Origin of the sequence: Enterobacter sp. YSU, from assembly GCF_016082135.1 — a bacterium.
In the GTDB taxonomy this organism is placed as follows: domain Bacteria; phylum Pseudomonadota; class Gammaproteobacteria; order Enterobacterales; family Enterobacteriaceae; genus Enterobacter; species Enterobacter hormaechei_C.
In genome coordinates, this window is the sequence record NZ_CP059487.1 from 2,905,997 (window position 1) to 2,929,826 (window position 23,830).

The 23,830-nt window shown below is 56.2% G+C and carries 26 protein-coding genes; 18 read left to right on the forward strand and 8 right to left on the reverse strand.

Annotation, left to right across the window (positions count from 1 at the left end):
• Positions 1 to 155 precede the first annotated feature (155 nt).
• The 5 genes from H2Z33_RS14090 (at position 156) to H2Z33_RS14110 (ending at position 6,162) form a co-directional block, all read left to right on the forward strand.
• Positions 156 to 1,226, forward strand: coding sequence for a LacI family DNA-binding transcriptional regulator (locus tag H2Z33_RS14090; protein WP_003862277.1), 1,071 nt, complete (start codon positions 156 to 158; stop codon positions 1,224 to 1,226).
• Positions 1,223 to 2,194, forward strand: coding sequence for a nuclear transport factor 2 family protein (locus H2Z33_RS14095; protein WP_015571630.1), 972 nt, complete (start codon positions 1,223 to 1,225; stop codon positions 2,192 to 2,194). The genes H2Z33_RS14090 and H2Z33_RS14095 overlap by 4 nt, the downstream gene beginning before the upstream one ends.
• A 105-nt stretch (positions 2,195 to 2,299) precedes the next feature.
• Positions 2,300 to 3,442, forward strand: a complete 1,143-nt coding sequence (locus tag H2Z33_RS14100; protein WP_063134903.1) for an ester cyclase — start codon at positions 2,300 to 2,302, stop codon at positions 3,440 to 3,442.
• Complete coding sequence (hisD, locus tag H2Z33_RS14105) at positions 3,443 to 4,738, forward strand: histidinol dehydrogenase (RefSeq protein WP_063134904.1); 1,296 nt, start codon at positions 3,443 to 3,445, stop codon at positions 4,736 to 4,738.
• 53 nt (positions 4,739 to 4,791) lie between these two features.
• Positions 4,792 to 6,162: an amidase gene (locus H2Z33_RS14110; RefSeq protein ID WP_015571627.1), complete on the forward strand. Its 1,371-nt coding sequence runs from the start codon at positions 4,792 to 4,794 to the stop codon at positions 6,160 to 6,162.
• On the opposite strand, the gene H2Z33_RS14115 is transcribed toward H2Z33_RS14110, so the two are convergent.
• From H2Z33_RS14115 to fliE, 8 genes are read right to left on the reverse strand one after another with little or no spacing between them, the layout of a single operon-like run.
• Entirely contained in the window at positions 6,159 to 6,578 is a 420-nt protein-coding gene (locus H2Z33_RS14115; protein WP_372673299.1) for a flagellar protein FlhE, read from the reverse strand. The genes H2Z33_RS14110 and H2Z33_RS14115 overlap by 4 nt on opposite strands.
• Entirely contained in the window at positions 6,575 to 8,668 is a 2,094-nt protein-coding gene (flhA, locus tag H2Z33_RS14120) for a flagellar biosynthesis protein FlhA (RefSeq protein WP_032654696.1), read from the reverse strand. The genes H2Z33_RS14115 and flhA overlap by 4 nt, the downstream gene beginning before the upstream one ends.
• Positions 8,668 to 9,813: a flagellar biosynthesis protein FlhB gene (flhB, locus tag H2Z33_RS14125; RefSeq protein WP_063134906.1), complete on the reverse strand. Its 1,146-nt coding sequence runs from the start codon at positions 9,811 to 9,813 to the stop codon at positions 8,668 to 8,670. Before flhB ends, flhA begins: the two co-directional genes overlap by 1 nt.
• Positions 9,814 to 9,831: 18 nt before the next feature.
• Positions 9,832 to 10,473 (reverse strand): protein phosphatase CheZ, encoded by a 642-nt coding sequence (gene cheZ / locus H2Z33_RS14130; RefSeq protein WP_015571624.1) that lies wholly within the window; start codon positions 10,471 to 10,473, stop codon positions 9,832 to 9,834.
• 5 nt (positions 10,474 to 10,478) lie between these two features.
• On the reverse strand, positions 10,479 to 10,865 hold the full coding sequence (cheY, locus tag H2Z33_RS14135) for a chemotaxis response regulator CheY (RefSeq protein ID WP_015571623.1): 387 nt from the start codon (positions 10,863 to 10,865) through the stop codon (positions 10,479 to 10,481).
• Complete coding sequence (locus H2Z33_RS14140) at positions 10,855 to 11,916, reverse strand: protein-glutamate methylesterase/protein-glutamine glutaminase (protein WP_017692814.1); 1,062 nt, start codon at positions 11,914 to 11,916, stop codon at positions 10,855 to 10,857. The genes cheY and H2Z33_RS14140 overlap by 11 nt, the downstream gene beginning before the upstream one ends.
• A complete protein-coding gene (locus tag H2Z33_RS14145) occupies positions 11,913 to 12,767 on the reverse strand; it encodes a CheR family methyltransferase (protein WP_015571622.1) in 855 nt (284 codons plus the stop codon). Before H2Z33_RS14145 ends, H2Z33_RS14140 begins: the two co-directional genes overlap by 4 nt.
• Positions 12,768 to 12,782: 15 nt before the next feature.
• Entirely contained in the window at positions 12,783 to 13,106 is a 324-nt protein-coding gene (fliE, locus tag H2Z33_RS14150) for a flagellar hook-basal body complex protein FliE (protein ID WP_020480519.1), read from the reverse strand.
• A 264-nt stretch (positions 13,107 to 13,370) separates the two neighbouring features.
• On the opposite strand from fliE, the gene fliF reads away from it, so the two are divergent.
• From fliF to fliR, 13 genes are all read left to right on the forward strand, one after another.
• The gene (gene fliF / locus H2Z33_RS14155; protein ID WP_032669355.1) at positions 13,371 to 15,041 is read left to right on the forward strand and encodes a flagellar basal-body MS-ring/collar protein FliF; all 1,671 of its coding nucleotides are present in this window, start codon (positions 13,371 to 13,373) and stop codon (positions 15,039 to 15,041) included.
• Positions 15,038 to 16,024, forward strand: a complete 987-nt coding sequence (gene fliG, locus H2Z33_RS14160) for a flagellar motor switch protein FliG (RefSeq protein WP_015571619.1) — start codon at positions 15,038 to 15,040, stop codon at positions 16,022 to 16,024. Before fliF ends, fliG begins: the two co-directional genes overlap by 4 nt.
• On the forward strand, positions 16,011 to 16,715 hold the full coding sequence (locus tag H2Z33_RS14165; RefSeq protein WP_063134907.1) for a flagellar assembly protein FliH: 705 nt from the start codon (positions 16,011 to 16,013) through the stop codon (positions 16,713 to 16,715). The genes fliG and H2Z33_RS14165 overlap by 14 nt, the downstream gene beginning before the upstream one ends.
• Complete coding sequence (fliI, locus tag H2Z33_RS14170) at positions 16,712 to 18,085, forward strand: flagellar protein export ATPase FliI (protein WP_063134908.1); 1,374 nt, start codon at positions 16,712 to 16,714, stop codon at positions 18,083 to 18,085. The genes H2Z33_RS14165 and fliI overlap by 4 nt, the downstream gene beginning before the upstream one ends.
• 21 nt (positions 18,086 to 18,106) lie before the next feature.
• The gene (gene fliJ / locus H2Z33_RS14175; RefSeq protein ID WP_063134909.1) at positions 18,107 to 18,538 is read left to right on the forward strand and encodes a flagellar export protein FliJ; all 432 of its coding nucleotides are present in this window, start codon (positions 18,107 to 18,109) and stop codon (positions 18,536 to 18,538) included.
• Positions 18,535 to 19,596, forward strand: coding sequence for a flagellar hook-length control protein FliK (locus H2Z33_RS14180; RefSeq protein WP_015571616.1), 1,062 nt, complete (start codon positions 18,535 to 18,537; stop codon positions 19,594 to 19,596). The genes fliJ and H2Z33_RS14180 overlap by 4 nt, the downstream gene beginning before the upstream one ends.
• A 143-nt stretch (positions 19,597 to 19,739) precedes the next feature.
• Entirely contained in the window at positions 19,740 to 20,246 is a 507-nt protein-coding gene (gene fliL / locus H2Z33_RS14185) for a flagellar basal body-associated protein FliL (RefSeq protein ID WP_032669358.1), read from the forward strand.
• A gap of 5 nt (positions 20,247 to 20,251) precedes the next feature.
• Positions 20,252 to 21,244, forward strand: coding sequence for a flagellar motor switch protein FliM (gene fliM / locus H2Z33_RS14190; protein ID WP_015571613.1), 993 nt, complete (start codon positions 20,252 to 20,254; stop codon positions 21,242 to 21,244).
• A gap of 7 nt (positions 21,245 to 21,251) precedes the next feature.
• On the forward strand, positions 21,252 to 21,635 hold the full coding sequence (gene fliN, locus H2Z33_RS14195) for a flagellar motor switch protein FliN (protein ID WP_015571612.1): 384 nt from the start codon (positions 21,252 to 21,254) through the stop codon (positions 21,633 to 21,635).
• Positions 21,635 to 22,030, forward strand: coding sequence for a flagellar biosynthetic protein FliO (fliO, locus tag H2Z33_RS14200; protein ID WP_047729534.1), 396 nt, complete (start codon positions 21,635 to 21,637; stop codon positions 22,028 to 22,030). The genes fliN and fliO overlap by 1 nt, the downstream gene beginning before the upstream one ends.
• The gene (fliP, locus tag H2Z33_RS14205) at positions 22,027 to 22,770 is read left to right on the forward strand and encodes a flagellar type III secretion system pore protein FliP (protein ID WP_015571610.1); all 744 of its coding nucleotides are present in this window, start codon (positions 22,027 to 22,029) and stop codon (positions 22,768 to 22,770) included. The genes fliO and fliP overlap by 4 nt, the downstream gene beginning before the upstream one ends.
• Before the next feature lie 9 nt (positions 22,771 to 22,779).
• Positions 22,780 to 23,049 (forward strand): flagellar biosynthesis protein FliQ, encoded by a 270-nt coding sequence (gene fliQ, locus H2Z33_RS14210; protein ID WP_017692822.1) that lies wholly within the window; start codon positions 22,780 to 22,782, stop codon positions 23,047 to 23,049.
• Complete coding sequence (gene fliR, locus H2Z33_RS14215; protein WP_072204107.1) at positions 23,049 to 23,828, forward strand: flagellar biosynthetic protein FliR; 780 nt, start codon at positions 23,049 to 23,051, stop codon at positions 23,826 to 23,828. The genes fliQ and fliR overlap by 1 nt, the downstream gene beginning before the upstream one ends.
• The last annotated feature ends 2 nt before the right edge of the window (positions 23,829 to 23,830 follow it).

Here is a 23,830-nt window from a genome sequence, read left to right on the forward strand (position 1 = left end):
TCACATTTGTAAAGTGATCTCGATCTTGTTGTGAGAATTTTAATTTTTTGTGTTGCATACGCATGCAAAGGTGGTGTAAGTATAAAAAACACCCACTTGCTGAGGCGTTTGAAGCACGCGCAAATGGGCAGGACGTTGATAAGGAATCAGGGGTAATGAAACGTAAGACTTTTGCAGCAGTCACATCCCAACAGGTCGCTCAGCTGGCGGGGGTATCGCAATCTGCGGTGTCGCGAACGTTCACGCCGGGGGCCAGCATTTCACCGGCAACGCGTGAAAAAGTGCTGAAGGCAGCGCGCGAGCTGGGCTATCGCCCGAATGCGATCGCCCGTTCGCTCAACACGGCTCGTTCGCGCATTATCGGTGTCGTCATTTCTTACTTTGATAACCCCTTTTACTCGCAGGTGCTGGAGGCGCTGGCGCAAAAGCTGGATACGCTGAACTATCACCTGCTGCTGTTCGTTGGCGATCGGGAAGGTAACGTAGACCGTATTTTTGACCAGATTATGCAGTACCGGGTGGATGGCATTGTGCTGGCCTCGGTGACGCTGTCGCTGGAGTTATCCGAGGAGTGCCTTGCCGCCGGGATCCCGGTAGTGCTGTTTAACCGCAGCGAAGAGAGTGGCATGGCCTCCAGCGTCAACAGTAATAACGAAGCGGCCGCGCGGCAGATTGCCGAGTTTCTGCTGGCGGGGGAGCACAAGCGTTTTGCCTACGTGGGCGGCGTGGCCGATTCCCCGGTCAATATCGCCCGCCAGCGCGGGTTCATTTCCACGCTGGAAGAACATGGCATCACCGATGTCCGGGTGGTGCACGGGAATTACGACGCTCAGCAAACCACCCGGGCAGCCTATACCCTGTTTTCGACGTCGCCAGCGCCGGATGCGGTCTTTGTCGCCAACGATCATATGGCCGTCACGGTAATGGATGTGGCGCGCTATGAGTTTGGTTTGCGCATTCCGGAGGAGGTCTCCGTTGTCGGCTATGACGACATCGGCCCTTCCGGCTGGCCCTCTTATGCGTTGACCTCGGCGTCGCAGCCGGTCGGCGCGATGGTGGATGCCACGGTGGAACTGTTAATGAAGCAAATTGACAGCGGAACCATAGAGCCTGAACAGATTACGGTGCCCGGTACGCTGGTGATACGCCACTCGGCGCGTCGCCCACGCAGCGGCGTTATCGAAACCAATGGTTTAACGCTATTCCAGTCTAAGGAGCGCACATGACCAGATTACGGGGCTTCAGCCCTCAATTCGACTCTATCCAGCAGTTCATTTTGACGCTGACGCACGTGGTGTGGGAGCAGAAAGATATCGGCCAGCTGGCGGATTTTTACGCCACGCCGGTGGTTTTCACTACCCCCGAAAAACAGCTGCATGAGCTTTCCCAGTTTATGCGCCTGACGCTTGAGGCGATGCACAGCTTCCCGCAGCGAGCGGTGCTGACGGAGGATATTCTGTGCAGCCAGAACCCGGGGGACGAGTACTATGCGGCGCAGCGTACCGTAGCCCGCATTCAGCACCAGGGGGAGGGATTTTTTGGCCCGCCGACCGGGAAAAATGTCTGGGTCCGCACCTGGGCCGATCGCATCTGTGTTGATGGTGCCGTACGCCAGGAGTGGCTGCTTCAGGATCGTGCCGCGATTGTGGCGCAACTGGGGCTGGATGTCCGCGACTTTGCTTTTAACCTGGCGACCATGCGCCAGCAGCTTGGGCTGGAATCTGTATCTGCTGAGACGCTGGACGCCCGCTGGGCGGGTGGGCCTGAGGGCGACGACGTGGAAGGGGCGCTGGCCGGGGTCGTTGAGCGCTACTTAACGATGTGGGCGGGCGGTAACAGCGGCGTGGTGCCCGGTCTCTATCACCCGGCGGCGACGCTGTACGCGCCGGGGCACTGCCTCTGCACCGGCGAACAGGAAATTGGCGCACAGCTTTCCGGTTATCGCGCTTCATTTGCCGACAGCGAAACGCAGCTTCATCACCTGATTGTGCGTAAAGATCCTAATGAGCCGATTCGACTTTCATTGCGCTGGTCGTTGTTAACCTGGCATGACGGTTACGGCAAATTTGGTGCGCCGACCCGTAAACCCATATCAATTACCGGTATCAGCCAGCTTGAATTACGTGATGGTTTAATTTTCCGTGAATATCTGGGGATCGATGAATTAGCGATTTGGTCGCAAATATTTAATTAATGGGGCGGCAGCCCCCTTATTCCGGCTGCAAAAAATAACCGTGTTTAATTCACCCTCACTTACGGGTGCGGGTTCTTATTGTCTGAAAACAGAGCAGGAGTTTATATGTCTTCCACCGAAGCAACAAATAAAGCACCAGCCGTACCCGAAAAAAGCAGCGTGAAATCGCTGAAAGAGGAACCTGTATTACAGGTGGAGCGTCGTGATTTTGTCGATCTGGTACCGGAAAAAAGACCGCGCGTGCAATCATTACGCGGCTTTGATGACTGCTATACCGATATTGTCGATTATATCGTTCGCTGCACCCATAAAATATGGGACGAGCGCGATGTCGGCTTAATTTATTCTCACTATACCCATAACTGCGTGCTGTATAACGCGCTGGGGACACTCTATAACCGCGAACAGGTGGTGCAGGATACGCTGCAACGCTTAATTGCCTTCCCGGAACGGCGCGGAATGGCAACTCAGGTTATCTGGAACGGAAATGATGTTGACGGTTTTTATACCTCTCACCTGGTGACGGGAAGCGGGCGGCATACCCAGTACAGCCATTTAGGCAAACCGACGAACCGTACGTTTGTGACGCGTACCGTGGCGGATTGCATGATCCACGAGAATAAAATTTATCGGGAGTGGGTGGTCAGCGACAATATGTCACTGATGAAACAGCTTGGCCTGAATACCGATCAAATCGCATTTAATATGGCAAAGGAGCAGTTCGATAAAGGCTTCCGCGTGATGGACATCGGCGAAAACGGCCGCATGCTGGGGCAATATCCGCCGGAGATGGAGTGCGATGTTTCCATTGCGCACACCGATACGGAGGAGCAGTGCCTGCGCTGGCTGCATGAGATCTACAACCGCCGGATGTTTGGCAAGATCAAAGAAGTGTATGCGCCTAACGTACAGTGGCACGGTCCGCTGATGAAAGAGCTGTACGGCACCGCGGCGGTAACCCATCAGACGCTGGCGCTGGTGGGGATGATCCCTGACGGCGCGTGGCTGCCGCAGCATATTTGTTCCAACCCGTGCGATGAAGGCGGCGTCAAAGTGGCCGTACGCTGGATTATCGAAGGACATCACCTGGGTTACGGCGAACTCGGCAAGCCGTCCGGAGAACGACTGTTCGTGATGGGCATGTCGCACTACCACATCGTCAACGGAAAAATTGTTGATGAGTGGGTGGTTTATGACCATCTGGCGCTGCTGGCGCAGATCAAACTCGGCCAGATGGAGGACGCGTAAATGTTAAATCAGGTGAGCTGGATTAAGCGTCCGCAGGGGCAGGATGCGCAGGCCGATCGTTCCCTGACGGAGAAGGTCAGCGCCATTATCGAGCGCGTGAAAGCCGAGGGCGATACGGCGCTAAGAGCCTTTTCGCAGCAGTTTGATCATGTCGTACCAGCGCAGTTTGAGGTGAGCGAGCAGGAGATTGCCGAAGCACTGGAGGGGATGGATGCCCAGACGCGCCGCGACAGTGAGTTTGCCATTAATCAGGTGCGTCGTTTTGCGCAGGCGCAGCTGGCGACCATGCTGCCGCTGGAGGTAGAGACGCTGCCTGGCGTGCATCTCGGTCACCGGATCATCCCGGTGCAGACGGTGGGCTGCTACGTGCCGGGCGGACGGTATCCGATTCTCTCCGCACCCGTGATGTCGATTGTTCCTGCGACGGTGGCGGGCTGTGAACAGATTATCGCCTGTCTGCCCCCGGGCGCCCATCCGGCGATGATTGCCGTTTGCCATCTGGCGGGCGCGCACCGCATTTTCAAAGTTGGCGGCGCGCAGGCCATTGCGGCTATGGCCTGGGGAACGGAGAGCATCCCGTCGGTGGACAAAATCGTTGGGCCAGGCAACGCCTTCGTTAACGAAGCGAAACGCCAGGTGTTTGGTCGAGTCGGCATTGATGCCCTCGCCGGGCCGAGCGAGATTTTCACTATCGCCGACGACAGCGCCGATCCGCGCATTCTGGCCGCCGATATGCTGGCGCAGGCAGAGCACGATATTCATACCCGCGTCGGGCTGGCGACAACCAGCCGGGATATCGCTGAGCGTACCCTGGCTGAGGTTGAGCGTCAGCTTGCGACTCTGCCAACGGCCGCCACGGCGGGCGAGGCGTGGCGTCGGCAGGGTGAGATTGTGCTCTGCGAAGATGAAGCGCAGCTGATTGCGTTTGCTGACCATATGGCGACGGAGCATTTGCAGGTGCATACCCGCGATCCGCACGCGACGGCAGCGAAGATCCGCAACTATGGCTCGCTGTTTATTGGTCAGAACGCCAGCGTGGTGTTCTCCGATAAATGCTGCGGCACCAACCATACGTTACCGACGATGGCGGCGGCACGCTATACCGGCGGTCTGTGGGTAGGGGCATACGTCAAAATCTGTACCCATCAGTGGATTGACGAGCAGGGTATCCCGGCAATCGCAGAACCGGCGATCCGCCAGAGCCGTACCGAGGGGATGCAGGGGCACCGACGGGCGGCGGAAATTCGTCTGCGTCCGCAGGACATTGATGCCATTACTACCGGCATGCGGGACTAAAACGTATCCCGGGCAGCCTTCTGCCCGGTTTTCAGCACGGGGAGCCTGAGACTATGAAGCGCCTGATACCGCCAGACGACTGTCCGGAGGAAATTGCCCGCCGTCTCGACGTCATACAGCAGCACCGGGCGCTCAACGCGATCCTCGGGGTTAACCCTGACGCCATGTCTCAGGCGGAACAGCATCAGCAGCAGCGTCGGCGTGGAGAGCCGATCGGCCCCCTGCACGGCGTGCCGCTGATCGTCAAAGATAATATTGCCTGCGCGCCGATGCCGATCACCCTTGGCTGCCGTGCGCTGGCCTCACTTAACGCGACAGCGGATGCTCGGGTCGTGCAGCGATTGCGCAGAGCGGGGGCGATTATTCTTGCCAGGGCCAATATGTCCGAGTTCGCGTTCGATGTGCGCTCGCGTAGCTCGCTGGGGGGTGATGTGGCGAATCCACTTTGCCCGACACTCACCGCCGGAGGTTCCAGCGGAGGATGCGCCGCGGCGGTGGCGGCTGGAATGGCGGATGGCGCATTGGGTACCGATACCGGCGGCTCTATCCGCATTCCCTGTAGCTATACCGGGCTGGTGGGGCTACGGCCTGCCTTTCGCCGTTCACAGCTGGACGGCGTGGCGCCGCTCTCGCCCAGCAAAGATACCGTTGGGCCAATGGTACATAGCGTTGAGGATGCCGCCTTGCTGCATGCGGTGATCCATGGCCTGCCGCCGGTTGCGCTTCCTGTGCGTTCGCTGAAAGGCGTTCGCTTTGGCGTGGTGACCGCGTTACAGGGAGAGGATGAGGTACAGCTGGAGGTCTGGCAGTCGGCGCTGCACACGTTGCGCCGTGCCGGAGCGACGCTGGTGGAGGTTTCACTCCCCTTCCTTGAAGAGGTGAGGCAGGCCACCTGCCTCAGTCTGTATGAATTTCGCGTGGCGATTGACGACTGGCTTAGCAAACAGCCTGGCGCTCCCTCCGGACTGACAAGCATTGTGGACTCCGGCGCTTTCCTGCCAGAGTTTGCGCCGTTTCTACGTCAGATGCTGGCGAGTAACACGCTGAAAACCCCGCTCTGGCTGGCGGGGCGTCGCTTTCAGCGCCTGTTGCGGCAGAACCTTTGCCAGGTGGCGGAGGTGCAGCGCATCGACGGATTTGTGTATCCCACCGTACAACGATTACCAGAAAGTATGGCGAAGATGCCGCCAGGCTGCGCGCCGGAACTGGCCGCCATCAGCGGCCTGCCTGCCATTACGTTGCCCTGTGGCGTAAGCCGTATCGGGCTGCCGGTAGGGATGGAGATGTTATCGGCGCAGGAGGATGAGACGATGCTGATGACGCTGGCGCTGGCATGTGAGGGGGCGCTGGGCGGGATAAATGAGGTGCTGAGGTTTAAGGCAGGATATCGCCAGAGCGGTACCGTTTGTCAGAACCTCTCTTAAGGCGCCGATGGCCCCTTGCAGCGATACCTTATTGTGATTTCATTTTTCAGTATTGTCAGCGGCGGCGTCATTTCGCCGCGCGCTACCGACTGATACTCAAAGCGAAAGGGGCCCGCGGCCGGGAAACCCGCTGGCAACGGGATTTCGCCCGCCAGTTCCCTGAGCATCAGACAGCGCAGGCTGCTACAGACGCGAATGCGAAAGCCCGGCGGCGTGGGGCCGTCCGGTGTAATCTTCCACAGCAGATGCGTCGGCGTAACCCCTTTCGGAAGGGGGGCGGCGGGCTGAACTGGACGACTTTTCAGTACCTGCTTGCCGCGCGACAGCGTGCCGCCAAAACTATGGCTGCTCCATGAACCGTCCGCAGCAAACGCCGGTGGCGCAAGCAGCAGAACAAGCAAGGCGGCTCTTATCACGATTTACCTCCAATGAGATACGTCATTCTCACGTTGCGCTGAGTGTTTATCTCCTGGCTGGAGAGCACTGCAAGCTGAGGGAAGATGCGACGAAGATAGCGGGACAGCATCAAACGCAGCGCCGGGTTCACCAGCAGAACCGGCGGCGCACCCAGCGCTTCCTGATGCTGCAACGCCTGCTCGGTCTGTTTCATTAAATTCTCGGCAATTCCCGGCTCGATAGCGCTTCCGCTCTGGGTTGCCTGTACCAGCAACTGCTCAAGTGACATATCAAGGCCGATTATTTGGATATCGTCGTCGCCAGGGAACCACTGCTGCGTAATCGCCCGGGAGAGGCGAGCGCGCACGCGGGCCGTCAACTCGTCAGCGTCAGACTGAGGAGTGGCATACTCAGCCAGCGTGTCGATGATGGTCCGCATATCGCGGATCGGCACGCGCTCGGAGAGCAGATTTTGCAGTACTTTGTGCAGCGTGGTCAGGCTGATTACCCCGGGGATCAAATCCTCTATCAGCTTCGGCGACTGTTTGGTGAGCTGGTCAAGCAGCTGCTGCGCCTCCTGGCGACCGAAAAGTTCGTCCGTGTGGGTGCTGATAAGGTGGTTCAGGTGCGTAGCGACGACGGAACATGGATCGACTACGGTATAGCCCAGCGTCTGCGCCAGCTCGCGATGGACTTCATCGATCCATAGAGCGGGAAGTCCAAAGGTTGGTTCTTTACAGGGCGTACCGGGCACTTCTCCCTCAGCACAGCCTGGATCGATCGCCATCCAGCGATCGGGCTGGACCTCGCCTTTACCAATCGTCACCCCTTTTAGCAGAATACGATAGTGAGTCGGCGGCAGGTCGAGATTATCGCGAATATGAACTGCTGGCGGCAGAAAGCCCATCTGCTGCGCGAACTTCTTACGAATACCCCGTACGCGGGTTAACAGCTGGCCCTGCTGTTCATGATCGACCATAGGGATCAGTCGATAGCCAACCTCCAGCCCCAGTACATCTTCCATCTGTACGTCAGACCATGTCGCTTCATTAACCTGCGCCACGTCAGCTTCAGCTCGGGTAGGGGCGGAGGGGGCGGCGCCCGTTTTTTTCGCCTTACCTTCCTGGCCCCGCAGCCACCATGCAATGCCTAAAAGTGAGGAGGTAAAGAGTAAAAAGACCAGATTGGGCATGCCTGGGATTAGCCCCAGCAAACCAATTACGGCCGCAGAGAGGGCAAGCACGCGAGGCGAGGTAAACAGCTGGCCGACCATCTGCTCGCCTACGTCCTGCTCGTTGACCACACGCGTTACAACGACACCTGCCGCGGTGGAGATCACAAGACCAGGGATCTGCGCAACCAGGCCGTCACCGATGGTCAACAGCGTGTAGGCTTCTCCCGCTGCGCTGAGGCTCATATCATGCTGCATTACGCCGATAATCAGGCCACCGATAATGTTTATTGCCATGATCAGCAGGCCTGCGATGGCATCGCCACGCACAAATTTGCTCGCACCGTCCATGGAGCCGTAAAAATCTGCCTCCTGAGTCACCTCTTTTCGACGGCGTTTGGCCTCCTCCTCGCCGATCAGACCGGCGTTCAGGTCGGCATCGATTGCCATTTGTTTACCGGGCATACCGTCAAGGGTAAAGCGAGCGCCCACTTCTGCAATACGCCCGGCCCCCTTGGTGATGACCATAAAGTTTATAATTATCAATATGATAAAAACGACAATGCCGATGGCAAAGTTGCCGCCTACCAGGAAGTGGCCGAACGCTTCGATGACCTGGCCCGCGGCGTCAGCGCCGTTATGGCCGTGCATCAGGATAACGCGCGTTGAGGCGACGTTTAGCGCCAGGCGAAGCAGCGTTGAGAAGAGCAGTACCGTCGGGAAGGCGGAAAACTCCAGCGTATTCTGGGTAAACATGGCGACCAGAAGGATCATGATCGCCAGTACAATATTAAAGGTAAACAGCAAGTCCAACACGAAGGTTGGCAGCGGCAGGATCATCATCGCAAGGATCGTCATGATCAGGACTGGACCGGCCAGTACCTGCCACTGGGTCTCCTTGATGCCGGGCAAACGTAATTTGGTGGCGATATTAGCCATTACTCTTTACTCTCTTGTGCAAAATCGAGCGCCGGGGGAACCGGCAAATCTTTAGGTTCTGTTGGGCGCAAGCCAAAGCCTTTACGCCACCGGCGCAGGCTATATACCCAGGCCAGGACTTCGGCAACAGCGTTATATAATTCACCGGGCACCGGCTGACCCGGCTCGCAGTGCCGGTAAAGCGCACGCGCCAGCGGTGGCGCTTCCAGCATCGGAACCCGATTTTCTTCAGCCATCTCGCGGATGCGCAGGGCAATAAGTCCACTGCCGCTTGCGACGACGATCGGTGCGCCCATGGTGCCTTCCTGGTACTTCAGCGCCACGGAATAGTGGGTCGGGTTGTTGACGACCACATCGGCGGTGGGCACCTCGGCCATCATGCGGCTTTGTGCCATCTGGCGCTGAATCTGCCTGACGCGACCCTTAATGTGCGGGTCACCTTCCTGGTTTTTAAATTCATCCTTTATCTCCTGGCGGCTCATTCTCAGCTTCTTAAAGTTGCTCCAGAGCTGATAAATCACGTCGAAGGCCACCATGGGGATCAGTGACAAAATCACGTACAGCATGCAGCCAATCAGCAGGTTGCTGATGTCGTTTAGCGCGCCGCCCAACGGTTCATACATTAGATTGATGAACCTGCTTTTATTGAGCAGTAAAAACAGTCCTCCCCCCGTGGCGGCCAACAGCACCTTGAGGATGCTTTTGATCATCTCTGATACCATTTGGGCAGAGAAAAGACGCTTGATACCGGTGACGGGATTAAGTTTTTTAAGATTAACCTTTAGCGCCTTACTGCTTGCGTTCAGGCCGCCGATAATCGACGGTGCCGTTATTGCGGTCACGTACAGCCCGCCGGCGAAGGGCAGAATGGCGAGAAAAGCCATGCTCAACAGCGAGGCTGCACGATGTAACATATTCTGCGGGTCGTGGATCAGCAGTCGATCAAAGGTCAGCCCGTTGTGCAGAATAGATTCAAGCTGCGTCGCCAGATGGCTACCTGCGCCGACGATAAGCCCCCAGCCCACCAGAAGCATGGCAAGGGTGGTCAGCTCGCGTGAACGCGGAACCTGACCTTCCTCCCGCGCTTTCTGTTTTCGGTGGGGTGTGGGGTCTTCTGTTTTGTCGCTCTCGCTCTCTTCAGACATAGTGTTGGCCTGGGGTCATCAAAAGCCCAGCGACTCCAGCAGGTCATCCACCTGTTCCTGAGAGGCGACAATCCCGGCGACGCTGGTATCAATCTGCGGGCCGTTCTTGAGATGGGCGTCACCGCTCTGTTCGATACCCGCGTCACGTTCGCGCATGTTTTCAACCAGCACGCTGATCAGCTCGGTTTCGACGGTCTGAATCACCTGCATCAGGCTTTGCAGCACCTGGCCGGTGAGATCCTGGAAGTCTTGCGCCATCATTATTTCGGTGAGCTGCTGGTTGGTTTGCTGAGCGGTGGCCGGCACGTCCAGCAGAAAGGTACGTGTCTCTTTCACCAGTTCTCGCGCCTCGTCAAGCGGCTGTGGCTCTTCAAACCAGGCGTCCCACCGTTCAGTAAGCTTACCGGCATTTTCACCTAATCTTTCCTGGAGCGGTCGTGCCACCTCGACGGCCGTCAGCGCGCGATCGGCGGCCTGAGACGTTTTGCCAACAACGTAGTTGAGACGGTCACGCGTGTTGGGGAACGCGTCCGCGACTTCTTTAATGGCCTGCTCCAGGCCAAGATTTGCCATACTGTCGCGCAGCAGCCGGGTTAATTGACCGATACGCAAAAAGAGATCCTTTGGCGGTTCCGCGATCTCGCCAGGCTGAGTGGTCATAGTATTCACCCGAGTTTTTCAAAAATTTTGCCAAGCTTTTCTTCCAGCGTGGCGGCAGTAAACGGTTTAACGATGTAACCGTTGGCACCCGCCTGCGCGGCGGCGATAATGTTTTCGCGCTTTGCTTCCGCAGTAACCATCAGTACCGGCAGCTTTGACATCGCCGGGTCGAGGCGAATGGTTTTCAGCAGCTCAAGGCCATCAAGGTTGGGCATATTCCAGTCGCTCACAACGAAATCAAACTCACCGGCGCGCAGCTTGTTCAGCGCGTCCTGGCCATCTTCCGCCTCTTCAATATTTGAATAGCCCAGATCCTGAAGCAGGTTACGTACGATACGTCTCATGGTGGCAAAATCGTCCACCACCAAAAAACGCAGGTTTTTATCCGACATGTGTGTTCTCTCCTGAACGTCGTGGTTTATGGCTGAAACTTTCCAGCAGACGCTGGCTAATTTTATTGAGATCGACGATTTCTCGGGCAGCGCCAAGGGCAATCGCTTCGCGAGGCATACCGAACACCACGCAGCTCGCTTCGCTCTGAGCGAGGGTAAACGCGCCCGACTCCCGCAACGCCAGCAACCCACGTGCGCCGTCGGCTCCCATTCCGGTAAGGATGGCGGCGCTGGCATGTGCGCCCACCAGCTGTGCAACGGAGTTAAAGAGAACGTCTACAGACGGGCGATGACGGTTGACGGGGGGCGCGTCGGTCAGCCTGACGGCGTACCCTTTTCCGTGACGGACGATCTCCATATGCTTGTCGCCGGGGGCGATCAATGCCGTACCCGGAAGTACCGGATCGCCGTCATCCGCTTCATGCACCTTTATCTGGCAAAGTGAATCAAGACGCTGGGCGAAGGAGCGGGTAAATCCAGCAGGCATATGCTGGGCGATGACGATGCCGGGGACGCTGGCTGGCAGCGGCGTTAATACCTGGCGCAGCGCCTCCGTCCCGCCGGTCGAGGAGCCAATCGCCACAATGCTTTGCGGATCCACGGTAATGCCCCGCAGTATCGGCGAGGCCACTTCAGCCTGACGTCCCAGTTTTGCCTTCGCGGCAATGCGGATCTTCTCTGCGACCTGCACACCCCACAGTTCCAGATTTCCGGCGATACGCTGATCGGGTTTGGCCAAAAAATCGACGGCGCCGTGTTCCAGCGCGGCCATTGTCGCCTTCGAGCCTCGGGTGGTCATCGAGGAGATCATCACCACCGGCATTGGACGAAGGCGCATCAAACGGGAGAGAAACTCCAGCCCATCCATTTTCGGCATGTCGATATCCAGCGTCAGCACGTCGGGGTTCAACTGCTTAATCATCTCGCGTGCGATCAGCGGGTCTGGCGCGGTGCCGACCATCTCCATATCTGGCTGTTGATTGATCACTGCGCTCAGGATGTTGCGCATGAGCGCAGAATCATCAACTGTCAGCACCCGTATCCGTTTCACCGTAAGGCCTCCGTAAGTTCATACACCGACTGGCCGCGAAGCCTGAGTGGAATGTGCGGATGATTAAAATGTTCAGAGTGACCAACAAACAGCAGGCCGTCTGGCTTCAGCATGCGGGCAAAGCGCTCAAGCAGACGCTTCTGCGTCGGCGCATCGAAATAGATCATCACGTTGCGGCAAAAGATGGCGTCAAACGGTCCGGGCAGCGGCCAGCTGTTGTCCAGCAAGTTGAGCCGCTGATAGTGAATAGCGGCCAGCAGTTCTGGCTTTACCTTCACCCGATCGCTGTTCTCACCCGAGCCGCGCAAAAAATAGTGGCGTTTTTGCACCAGGGTCAGCGAGTGTAGGTCGGACATGCGGTATACCCCTGCCTCCGCTTTGGCCAGCACCTCGGTATCGATGTCAGAGGCCCAGACGCGTGGCCCTCCCGTCGCGCTCCCCAGAGTCTCGTCCAGCGTCATGGCGATGGAGCAAGGTTCTTCCCCGGTGGAAGCGGCGGTACACCAGACGCGGTAGCCGTTGGGCCGCTGACGGGCGTGTTCTGCGAGCACCGGGAAGTGGTAGGTTTCGCGAAAGAAAGAGGTCAGATTGGTTGTCAGCGCGTTGACAAAGTTCTGCCATTCCGGATGCTCGCTGTGGGATTCCAGAATGCTGATGTACTCAAGAAATGTGTCAATCCCCAGCGCCCGTAGCCGCCGTGATAAACGATTAAAAATCATCTCTCGTTTTTGTGCGTTGACTACAATCCCGGCGCGGCGATAGATCAGTTGCCCAATACGCTGTAATTCAGAATCGGATAACGTAAGCTTATTTGGCGATAAGCGCACGGGAATGTCTTTAAATTCACTCATAGACAGGGCGAGGCCTTATACCGGGGTATTCATGATTTCCTGGTAGGCACTGAGCATTTTATTGCGCGCTTGCACACCGAAGCTAAAAGAAATTGAGGACTTCTGCATTGCCAGCATTACGTCATTTAATCCAATATCGCTACTGCCAGACATCCACTGCTGCGTCATTTCTTTCGCGTTAACCTGAGTTTCATTAATTTCATTGATACTATTGAATAAAATGTCAGAGAACGACGGCGTGTTTTTCAGCGCGGCAGGCTGGTTTCGGCTCATGCCGGCTATTTGCTGTGACTGAGTGTTAATTTGATCGAGTACGCCACGCATTAAAGTTGCTGACATTGTTGACTTCCTGAATTAATAAGGGAAAAGCACACATTTATTACATATCTTTTAAACGTTGATAGTTTAACACGTAGGCAAAATGGCCATAAAATCCAATAAGCGAACATTACTTTAAGCTTATTTATCCTTAAAAAATCGGCCTTTCAGACGATAATGCCCGCCTGAAAATTTCTCTTAATTTGAAATCGTCGTTATCAGCCCTGCGATATCACAGGCGCTGACGCGCATTATTGTGCGTGCTATTTCTTACAGGATCACGGCATGAGTGCCACATTAAATGATTTAACGAATAATCCGGCTGACCGAATTAAATCGGCTCTGTCATGGCTTCGCGCCAGCCCGAAGCTATCGCTGGTCATTTGCGCCGCGGCTGCCGTATCGGTATTAATTGCGCTTATGTTCTGGGCAAAAGAGCCAGGCTATCGCGTGTTGTTTAGCAATATCAGTGATGAAGACGGTGGGGCCATTGTTGCCCAGCTGTCGCAGATGAATGTCCCTTACCGCATCGACGCGCCGGGTGGCGCTATTCTGGTTCCTGAAGGACAGGTCCATGAAGTGCGTATGAAGCTGGCCCAACAGGGGTTGCCAAAAGGCGGCTCCGTAGGGTTTGAACTGCTGGATAAGGAAAAGTTTGGTATTAGCCAGTTTAGCGAACAGGTTAATTATCAGCGGGCGCTTGAGGGAGAGCTGGCGCGTACTATTGAAAACCTGGGGCCGATCAGATCGGCGCGCGTTCATCTTGCCACACCCAAGCAGACGATGTTTGTGCGTGAGCAAAAACAGCCAACGGCTTCCGTTACCGTCAACCTGATTCAGGGGCGTACCCTGGATGAAGGACAGGTCATTGCCATTACCCATCTGATTTCCAGCGCCGTGACGGGGCTGACGGCAGAAAATGTCACTATCGTCGATCAGCGGGGTGAGCTGCTCACCCAAAGTGGTTTGCGCGGCCTGCAAACGTCACAGCTGAAGTACACCAGTGAGATCGAAAGTGATTACCAGCAGCGCATCCAGCGAATCCTGGCGCCGCTGGTGGGCAGCAAAAATATTCGCGCCCAGGTCACGGCGCAGATTGATTTTACCCAGCAGGAGCAGACGCAGGAGCAGTATCAGCCCAACGCCGATCCGCAAAAAATGGTGATTCGAAGCCGCCAGACGAGCCAGTCCGAGCAGGGTAATGGACGCGGCAATGGCGGCGTACCGGGCGCGCTGACGAATCAGCCGCCAGCGCCTGCCACTGCGCCACTTACGCAGCCGCTTAACAAGCCTGCCGCTCAAACCAGTACCGCTGGTACCGGAAATGACCGTTCACAGCCCTACAACAATCACAACGATGAGACCACCAATTTTGAGGTCGATCGCACGCTAACCCACATTAAAAATGCCATGGGGCGCATCGATCGTCTTTCAGTCGCGGTGGTGATAAACCATCTGCCGCAAGGCGCTGAGGGCAAGCCGGGTCCGCTGAGTGAGGCTGAACTGAACCGTATTAATGCTCTGGTTAAGGAGGCTGTCGGCTATACGGCCTCACGCGGCGATAGCGTCAATATTTTGAACTCGCCGTTTAACGGGGTTGAGGAAGAGGAACTCCCGCCATTCTGGAAACAGGATAAGTTTTATCAGTTGATGATGGCGATTGCGCGTTATCTGGTTATTGCGATTATCGCCTGGGTTATGTGGCGTAAGCTTGTTCATCCGGCCTGGATCCGCCATCAGGAAACCAGCCTGCGCCGCATGGAAATGGAAAAAGAGGCGCGTCAGGAAGAGCTGGCCGCCCGCAAGAAAGCGTCCGAAAAGGATGCGCGTGACCGCGCTCAGCAGCGTGTGGATACGGAACTTAACAGTCAGCAGCTGCGCGAACTGGCGGAACAAGAGCCGCGGGTTATTGCGCTGGTTATTCGTCAGTGGATGAATCAGGAGCTCAAATCATGAATGCCGCAGAGAAAAGCGCCATCGTTATGTTGACGCTGGGCGACGTCCTGGCCGCCGAAGTCTTTAAGCACCTAAACGCGCATGAGGTGAAGACCATCAGCAGTTCTATGGTCAACATGGCGGGGTTTACCCACGATCAAATGGCCTCCGTGCTGCGCGACTTTAAAAATGACTCAAGCGAGTATGCCGCGCTGAGCCTTAACACGAACGAGTATCTGCGCAGCGTGCTGGTCAAGGCGCTGGGTGAAGAGCGTGCGTCAACGCTGCTTGAGGATTTGCTGGATACCCACCAGGGTGGAAACGGGATCGAAACGCTCAACTTTATGGATCCGCTGGCGGTATTCGATCTGATTCGTGAAGAACACCCGCAAATTATCGCCACGATCCTGGTCCACTTAAAGCGTAACCAGGCGGCGGACGTCCTGAGCAAATTCGACGATCGTGAACGTAACGACATTATGCTGCGTATCGCCACCTTCGGCGGGGTTCAGCCCGCCGCGTTGCAGGAACTGACGGAGGTACTCAACGGCCTGCTCCACGGTCAGAATCTTAAGCGCAGCAAAATGGGTGGGGTGCGCCCGGCTGCGGAGATTTTAAACCTGATGAAATCCCAGCAGGAAGAGGCCGCCATTGAGGCGGTTCGCGATTTCGACAGTGAGCTGGCACAGAAAATTATCGACGAAATGTTCTTGTTCGAAAACCTGGTGGATGTCGAGGATCGCAGCATCCAGCGTCTGTTGCAGGAGGTGGAAAGTGAAACCCTTATCATCGCCCTCAAAGGAGCAGACGAAGCGCTGCGGGCCAAGTTCTTCCGTAACATGTCGCGCCGTCAGTCGGATCTGATGACCGAAGATCTGGCATCGCGCGGCCCGGTACGTTTGTCACAGGTGGAAGCCGAGCAGAAGACTATTCTGAACATCGTTCGTCGCCTTGCGGAGACAGGGGAAATCATCATTGGAGGCAGCGACGATGCTTACGTTTGATGCCAATAGCGCCGCTCAGTGGCGCAGCTGGCAGCCTGAGGATCTATTAAACGAAACGGTTGAAGTACCGTTGCAGACGCAGGATACCGGCCATTCTGACGCGCAGTTTAAGGCCGAGCTGGCACGCCTGCGTAAGCAGGCTGAGCAGCAGGGTATTGCTCAGGGATTGGCGCAAGGCAAAGAGGAAGGCCGTCGCGAAGGCTATGAGGCCGGGCTGAAGGAGGGGCGTGAAGCGGGTCTGGCGCAGGGGCTGGAACAGGCCCGTGACGAACGGCAGGCTTTACTGCTCCAGGCTGGAGAATGGGTGACGCAGTGCAAGCTTGCGCTTTCGAATCTCGATAGCCTTATTCCCGGACGTCTGGTTCAGCTGGCGCTGACGGCGGTACAGCAGCTGTACGGCACCCTGAGCGTGGCGGATAACCATGCTCTGCTTGCGCAGATCCGCCAGTTAATGAAGCAGGATACCCTGCTCAACGGCCCGACAGAACTGCATGTGAACCCGCAGGATCTGCCCATGGTCTCCCAGGCGATCGGTGAGACGCTCTCCTCAATGGGGTGGTCCTTACAAAGCGATCCCCAATTGGCCGCAGGGGGATGTCGTGTGGTCACGCCGGACGTGGAGTATGACGCCACCATGGAAACGCGCTGGCAGTCTCTCTGTCAGCTCGCCCGAGAGGAATTGTCCCAATGAGCCAGCAGTTAAAAAACTGGCTCTCGGTCATGGATCGGGTGGAAGAGAAGCTCGGAGAGCTCCCGCGCTTTCGTCAGTACGGCAAGCTGACGCGTGCTACCGGGCTGGTGATGGAGGCCGTTGGCCTGAAGCTGCCGATAGGCGCGTTGTGCATTGTTGAACGTCAGACCGGGCAGGCTATTTTACCGGTCGAGTGTGAGGTGGTCGGGTTTAACGGTCAGACGCTCTATCTTATGCCGCTTGAACATGTTGACGGTATTCTTCCCGGCGCGCGCGTGTACGCGCCAAAGGCCGATAAGGGAGCGGGTAAACAGCTGCCGGTGGGGTTACACCTGCTGGGGCGCGTGCTTGACGCTCAGGGTCGCCCCCTGGATGGTCGTCCACCGGCGGGAAAACCCGTAGCCGGCCTGTTTACCCCCTCGTTTAACCCGCTTCACCGCGATCCCATCAAGTCCGTGCTCGATGTGGGCGTGAGGGCAATAAATGGCCTGCTGACGGTTGGCAGGGGACAGCGTATGGGCCTTTTTGCCGGCTCGGGCGTCGGTAAGTCGGTGCTGCTCGGCATGATGGCCCGTTTCACCACCGCCGACGTCATCGTCGTCGGGCTGATTGGCGAGCGCGGACGTGAAGTAAAAGATTTTATCGAGAACATTCTTGGCGAAGAGGGGCTCTCACGCGCGGTCGTGATCGCCGCACCTGCTGACGTCTCACCGATCCTGCGTATGCAGGGTGCGGTTTACGCCACCCGAATTGCTGAGGATTACCGCGATCGTGGGATGAATGTCCTGCTGATAATGGACTCTCTTACGCGCTATGCCATGGCGCAGCGTGAAGTGGCGCTGGCTATCGGTGAACCGCCGGCAACGAAAGGTTATCCACCGTCCGTCTTCGCGCGTCTGCCCGCACTGGTAGAGCGTGCGGGTAACGGTATGCGCGGCGGCGGATCGATAACCGCCTTTTATACGGTTCTGACCGAAGGGGACGATCAGCAGGATCCGATCGCCGATTCGGCGCGCGCGATCCTCGATGGCCATATCGTGCTTTCTCGTCGCCTGGCTGAGGCGGGCCATTATCCTGCTATTGATATTGAAGCCTCTATTAGCCGCGCGATGACGGAGCTAATTCCGCATGTCCAGTACCGCAAGGTTCAGCGTTTTAAGCAGCTGTTGTCGACCTATCAGCGTAACCGGGATCTGGTCAGCGTAGGCGCTTACGTGAAGGGCAGCGATCCGCTGCTCGACAGAGCGATAGACCAGTATCCTGCGCTGGAAGCCTTCCTGCATCAGGCAATACACGAGCGGAGCGGTTACGACGAGGCTATTGCCGCACTGAGCCAACTTTTCCCAGACATCGTTGAACAGGCGGGATAAAACGTGAAAGTGAATAATCCAATGGTCATGCTGCGTGACATGGCTCAGGAAAAGCTTACGGAGACCACTCGCGCCCTCGGCAGCGTCCAGCAGGCGCTTATGGCAGCCGTGGCCCAGCATGAACAGCTTCAGCACTATGAGCGCGAGTATCAGCAATCTTTGCGTCAGGGCCTGCTGGGCAGCGGTATGTCGATGGCGGATCTGGTTAATCAACAGTCTTTCATTTTGTCACTTAACCAGGTGGTGAAGCAGCACGAATCACATGTTTCCACCTGCGAACAAGCCGTGGATCGGGTCAAAGAGAAGTGGCTACAGAAAAAGCAGCGCCTTAATGCGTTTGAGACGCTCATCGATCGCCGCGAAGCGGCACTGGCTATGGCACAGAGCCGCCAGGAGCAAAAAATGATGGACGAATTCGCCCAGCGTGCCGGACAGAAAAGAGAAAGGCTATGAATATTGATATTACGGCTCTGCTGTCCGGCGGAGCGCCGACGAGAGCAGGCAAAGGAAAACTCATCGGCGAGGATTTTGCTCTCACGCTCGACGACAGGTTGGCGCAGATGGGACTGTTGTTACCTGGGCTGGACGTTCCGGCGCAGCTGTTGAGTCATGAAGGATACCCTCTTCCGCAGCCGGTTTTGCCGCCGGTAGCTGAGCCGGGGGAGAGTGACGACACGCTGGCGGAGGTCAGAATCAGCGCCTCTCCCGGTGATGAAAGCCCGCAATGGCAGCTTCAGCAGATAGTCACCCGCCAGGCGAGGGGCGCTACAGAGGCTTCGACCCTTGCTGATGCGACTCTGCCACGTGAAGAGGTAGCTGGCGAAAAGGCGCCTTTAACGATCCCTGTTGACGATATTAAGCTGAAGCCCGCCCGACGCGAAGATACCCCTCTCCAGATGCAGGCACAGGCGTTAGGGGGGAAAGCCCCGGACGCCAGCGCCGTGATGCCAGGCTTAACGGCTCATCAGGGAGACGCATCGCAGCACGCTACGTGCGATCCCACGGTTCAGAGCGTCGTGATGGAGCCATCAACGGCGCGACTGGTCAGTCAGCCTGTCTCACAGCAGGTGGTCAACGTCCGTTATCCGCTGGAGTCGCCCGAATGGAAACAGTCGGTGAGCCAACATATTGCCCTGTTCAGCCGCGACAATTTGCACAATGCGGAGATCCGCCTGCATCCTCAGGAGCTGGGCTCATTGCATATCTCTTTGCGCGTGCAGCAGGACCAGGCGCAGATCCATATCGTCAGCGAACATGCCCAGGTGCGGCAGATGATGGAGACTGCTCTACCGCACCTGCGGGCGGCTTTAGCGGAAACCGGGCTTCAGTTGGGCCAGGCGAGCGTGAGCCCCGATCGACCACATACTGGCGGTGGCGAGCAGGGACGTCATCCTTCCGGAGAGCAGCATACCGCTCAAGGCGCAGATAACGTGTTCGTGGACGAAGACGCTGTGGCGGAATTATTAACATCGACGCAAGGAAATATATACGGCATTAACACTTTTGCCTGAATTGCTGAATTGCTGAATTGCTGAATTGCCGACAGGAATGAAATTTTATCTCCTGATTATTCTGCTGATTAAATGGACTACAATGTCCGCCGTATTTATCGAGGGGCAGGTTGCTGCCTCTCTTATTTTATTGGGTTTACGTAATGGGTAACAAAAATAAAAATGCTGCGGCTCGCGGAGGGTCGCGCTCGCTTCTGTTAATACTAATGTTTCTGATTGCCCTCGCAGCCTGCGGTTTTTCAGGCTATCTGTTCTGGTCGATGAAATATGCACACGTGCAGACGGACAACAATTCGAGAAGTGAGCACGAAGCCCCGGCGGTACAGCAAGTTGAACCGTTATACGTGTCGATGAATACCTTTACCGTTAGCCTGACCCCGACGCAGCACGAGTCGGATCGCGTGCTCTACATTGGTCTGTCCGTACGACTTGGCGATACGTCGTCCGTACAGGTGCTTGAGAAATTCCTGCCGGAATATCGCAGCCGATTGTTTATGCTGCTTTCTCAGCAAACGTATGAAACGCTCTCAACGGATGAAGGTAAACGCCAGCTGATTAGCAACATCAATAATGAGCTTAAAAAACCGCTGGCGTTCAACAAAAAGATTAACGTCACTGACGTTTTGATTAATGAATTTATTCTGCGGTAAACACAATGGCTGATAGTTTTTTATCACAGGATGAGATCGATCGCCTGCTCAATGCTGATACGGAGAGTCCCGATGACCTCCATGGAAGCATGGGAGATGCGGGGATAAAACCTTACGATCCAAATACTCAGCGACGCGTGATTCGCGAGCGGCTTCATTCTCTGGAAATTATTAACGAACGCTTTGCCCGTCAGTTCAGGATGGGGCTATTTAACCTGCTGCGCCGCAGTTCAGATATTACGGCGGGAAATATCAAGATCCAGCCGTATCATGAGTTTGCCCGCAATTTACCGGTGCCAACTAACCTGAACCTGCTGCACCTTAATCCCCTGCGTGGGACCGCGCTGATGGCATTCTCCTCCGGTCTGGTATTTATGGCCGTGGATAACCTGTTCGGCGGAGACGGGCGTTTCCCGACGAAGGCAGACGGGCGGGAATTTACCCCAACCGAGCAGCGGGTGATCCACCGTATGCTGACAATGGCACGCGAGGCGTATGAGTTTGCCTGGGGCTCTATTTATAAAATTAAGACGGAATACATCCGTTCAGAGATACAGGTGAAATTTACCAATATTACCTCTTCACCAAACGATGTTGTTGTCACCACGCCTTTCTCCGTGGAAATCGGCTCGCATCGCGGGGAGTTCAATATTTGTATTCCCTTCAGCACGATAGAGCCTCTGCGTGAACTGTTAAGCAATCCGCCAATGGATAATTCGCGCCATGAGGATTCTGAGTGGCGCAGCATGCTGGCAAGCCAGATGCGTGAAACCGAGCTGGAGCTGGTGGCGCAATTTGCCGACATCAACACGCGGTTGTCAAACGTCATGAAGATGAAAAAAGGCGACATTATCCCACTGGATAAGCAGGAGTTTATAGAAGCGAACGTCGGCAGCGTGCCGGTATTTACCGCGAAATATGGCTCTGTAAATAATCAATATGCTCTGAAGGTCGATCGGATGAATCAGCCAGCATTAAAATCTTTCAATAAGGAGTGATTTCCCCATGAGCGACATGAATAACTCGTCGGGATCTGAAGATAAGTCTATGGACAATCTTTGGGGTGAGGCGCTGAACGAGCAGAACGCTGCGGGAAGTACAGAGCAAACGGCGGTTCCTCAGTTTTCTGAAGAGATGAACCTGATTCTGGATATCCCTGTCAAAATGACCGTTGAGCTGGGCCGCACAAAAATGACTATCAAGGAGCTGCTGCGCTTAAGCCAGGGCTCGGTGGTTTCGCTTGACGGTCTGGCGGGTGAGCCGCTTGATATTCTGATCAATGGTTACCTTATTGCCCAGGGCGAAGTGGTGGTTGTGTCCGATAAATTCGGGATTCGTATTACCGATATCATTACCCCATCCGAGCGAATGCATCGCCTGAGCCGCTAATGAACGCAGTACAACCTCCTTTTGCCGCAGGGAGCACGAACGTGCTCTCTGGCGGGGCAATCGCGCTATCGGTTATCGGTACGCTCATGCTCATTATTATGCTGATGGTACTGCTGGCGTGGATCGCTCGCCGCAGCGGGTTGGCGCGTTGCACCCGTGAAAGCCCGGCTGCGGTATCGCTGGTGGCAAGTAAACCTCTCGGCTCGCGCGAACGGCTGGTGGTGGTTGACGTGGGCGAACAGCGTCTGGTGCTGGGTGTTACCCCAACCCACATTAGCTGTCTTACCGTACAGGTTAGGCCAGAGGTGCCTGAGCAGGCGACTCCTTCAGCGGCTTTCCCCGCCATGCTGGATAACTTTCTTCATAAATACCGTTCGGGTGGTGAGCAAAAATGAACCGTCTGTTGATTGCCCGTGCTGCGACGGGCGTTGGTCTGCTGCTGCCCGTCGCCTCTGCGCTCGCCGCTAACGGCGACATTACGCTGGCCAGTTCGCCGGGGAGCGCTGGCTGGACGCTACCCATCCAGACGCTATTGTTGCTCAGTGGATTCACGTTCATCCCTGCGGTACTGCTGATGATGACTGGCTTTACGCGTATCGTTATCGTGCTGGGATTGATGCGCAACGCGCTTGGTACGCCGACCGCACCGCCAAATCAGGTATTAGTGGGACTGGCCCTGTTTTTGACCTTTTTTGTGATGTCGCCAGTGCTCAACCAGATCTATGAACAGGCATGGCAGCCGTTGCAGGCCAATAAAATCACCATGGAAACGGCCCTGAAGGAAGGCGTAAAACCGCTGCGGGCCTTTATGCTTGAGCAGACGCGTGAAGCCGATCTGGCGATGTTTGCCCGCATTGCTAAAACGCCGACCCTTACCGGCCCGGAGGACGTGCCGTTGAGTATTCTGGTGCCTTCCTTCGTCACCAGCGAGCTGAAAACCGCCTTCCAGATTGGTTTTACCATCTTTATTCCGTTTTTGATTATTGATTTGGTGGTGGCCAGCATTCTGATGGCGCTGGGGATGATGATGGTTCCGCCAGCGACAATTGCGCTGCCTTTTAAGCTGATGCTGTTCGTACTCGTGGATGGCTGGCAGCTGCTGGTCGGTTCGCTTGCACAAAGCTTTTACTCATAGGAGCCTGATATGACCCCCGAAAGCGTCATGGTATTGGGCATGGAAGCTATCAAGGTTGGGCTAATGATTGCGGGGCCGCTGTTGCTGGTCGCGCTGGCAACCGGTCTGATTATCAGTATTCTTCAGGCCGCGACGCAGGTGAACGAAATGACCATGACCTTTATCCCTAAAATCCTGATGATCGTGGGTGTCGGCGTACTGCTCGGTCCGTGGATGATGAAAATCTTTATTGAATACACGCGCATGTTGTTCGCCAGCATTCCTTACGCCATCGGCTAATGATTTTTAATCTTCCCCTTGAGCAGCTTTACGCCCTGATAAGCCATTACTTTTTGGTCATGGTGCGTATCTCGGCGCTTCTGCATGTTGCGCCAGTATTTAGCGAAAAAGCGATAAGCGCCCGCCTGCGTGCGGCATTGGCCTTAACCCTCGCGCTGCTGCTGGGCGGGCTGGTTTCTGACGCGGATATAGGACTTTACTCCTGGGCGGGCGTCTGGACGATGGCTAAGCAGGTGCTCATCGGCGCCGCGATGGGGCTGACGATGCAACTGCTGTTTGCCGCCGTTCGCCTGGCGGGCGAGATCATTGGGATGCAGATGGGACTCTCGTTTGCCACCTTCTTCGACCCGGGCAGCGGTAACAGCCCGGTGATCGCTCGCCTGCTAAACATGCTGGCGATGCTGCTCTTTCTGGTGTGTAACGGCCATCTGTGGTTGCTTTCGCTGCTTGCAGAGACATTCGAGGCTCTCCCCATTAACTCAGAACCGCTGCATGCTGGCGGGATGTTTTACCTCGTTAATCATGCCGGACTCATCTTCAGTCAGGGACTGATCCTGGGCCTCCCGGTGATAGCCCTGCTGCTGAGCATAAACATGGTGCTTGCGCTGCTAAACCGACTTACCCCGCAGCTCTCGATCTTTGTAGTAGGGTTCCCGCTCACGCTGACCTTTGGCATGCTGGCACTGTTGCTCATCGACGAAACGCTGGCTCCATTTTTTGAACGTCTTATGAGCCACGGCTTCGAGATCCTGAGCGGGTTACTACAAGCGCTGGTTTGAGG

Coding starts and splice junctions, on each gene's coding strand:
- H2Z33_RS14100 (WP_063134903.1), top strand. CDS start 2,300: ATGTCTTCCACCGAAGCAACAAATAAAGCACCAGCCGTACCCGAAAAA.
- fliE (WP_020480519.1), bottom strand. CDS start 13,106: ATGTCAGCAACTTTAATGCGTGGCGTACTCGATCAAATTAACACTCAG.
- H2Z33_RS14180 (WP_015571616.1), top strand. CDS start 18,535: ATGAATATTGATATTACGGCTCTGCTGTCCGGCGGAGCGCCGACGAGA.
- H2Z33_RS14110 (WP_015571627.1), top strand. CDS start 4,792: ATGAAGCGCCTGATACCGCCAGACGACTGTCCGGAGGAAATTGCCCGC.
- H2Z33_RS14165 (WP_063134907.1), top strand. CDS start 16,011: ATGCTTACGTTTGATGCCAATAGCGCCGCTCAGTGGCGCAGCTGGCAG.
- flhA (WP_032654696.1), bottom strand. CDS start 8,668: ATGGCTAATATCGCCACCAAATTACGTTTGCCCGGCATCAAGGAGACC.
- cheZ (WP_015571624.1), bottom strand. CDS start 10,473: ATGACCACTCAGCCTGGCGAGATCGCGGAACCGCCAAAGGATCTCTTT.
- fliR (WP_072204107.1), top strand. CDS start 23,049: ATGATTTTTAATCTTCCCCTTGAGCAGCTTTACGCCCTGATAAGCCAT.
- fliF (WP_032669355.1), top strand. CDS start 13,371: ATGAGTGCCACATTAAATGATTTAACGAATAATCCGGCTGACCGAATT.
- fliJ (WP_063134909.1), top strand. CDS start 18,107: ATGGTCATGCTGCGTGACATGGCTCAGGAAAAGCTTACGGAGACCACT.
- fliL (WP_032669358.1), top strand. CDS start 19,740: ATGGGTAACAAAAATAAAAATGCTGCGGCTCGCGGAGGGTCGCGCTCG.
- flhB (WP_063134906.1), bottom strand. CDS start 9,813: ATGTCTGAAGAGAGCGAGAGCGACAAAACAGAAGACCCCACACCCCAC.
- hisD (WP_063134904.1), top strand. CDS start 3,443: ATGTTAAATCAGGTGAGCTGGATTAAGCGTCCGCAGGGGCAGGATGCG.
- fliO (WP_047729534.1), top strand. CDS start 21,635: ATGAACGCAGTACAACCTCCTTTTGCCGCAGGGAGCACGAACGTGCTC.
- fliI (WP_063134908.1), top strand. CDS start 16,712: ATGAGCCAGCAGTTAAAAAACTGGCTCTCGGTCATGGATCGGGTGGAA.
- H2Z33_RS14095 (WP_015571630.1), top strand. CDS start 1,223: ATGACCAGATTACGGGGCTTCAGCCCTCAATTCGACTCTATCCAGCAG.
- H2Z33_RS14090 (WP_003862277.1), top strand. CDS start 156: ATGAAACGTAAGACTTTTGCAGCAGTCACATCCCAACAGGTCGCTCAG.
- cheY (WP_015571623.1), bottom strand. CDS start 10,865: ATGTCGGATAAAAACCTGCGTTTTTTGGTGGTGGACGATTTTGCCACC.
- fliQ (WP_017692822.1), top strand. CDS start 22,780: ATGACCCCCGAAAGCGTCATGGTATTGGGCATGGAAGCTATCAAGGTT.
- fliP (WP_015571610.1), top strand. CDS start 22,027: ATGAACCGTCTGTTGATTGCCCGTGCTGCGACGGGCGTTGGTCTGCTG.
- H2Z33_RS14145 (WP_015571622.1), bottom strand. CDS start 12,767: ATGAGTGAATTTAAAGACATTCCCGTGCGCTTATCGCCAAATAAGCTT.
- fliG (WP_015571619.1), top strand. CDS start 15,038: ATGAATGCCGCAGAGAAAAGCGCCATCGTTATGTTGACGCTGGGCGAC.
- fliN (WP_015571612.1), top strand. CDS start 21,252: ATGAGCGACATGAATAACTCGTCGGGATCTGAAGATAAGTCTATGGAC.
- fliM (WP_015571613.1), top strand. CDS start 20,252: ATGGCTGATAGTTTTTTATCACAGGATGAGATCGATCGCCTGCTCAAT.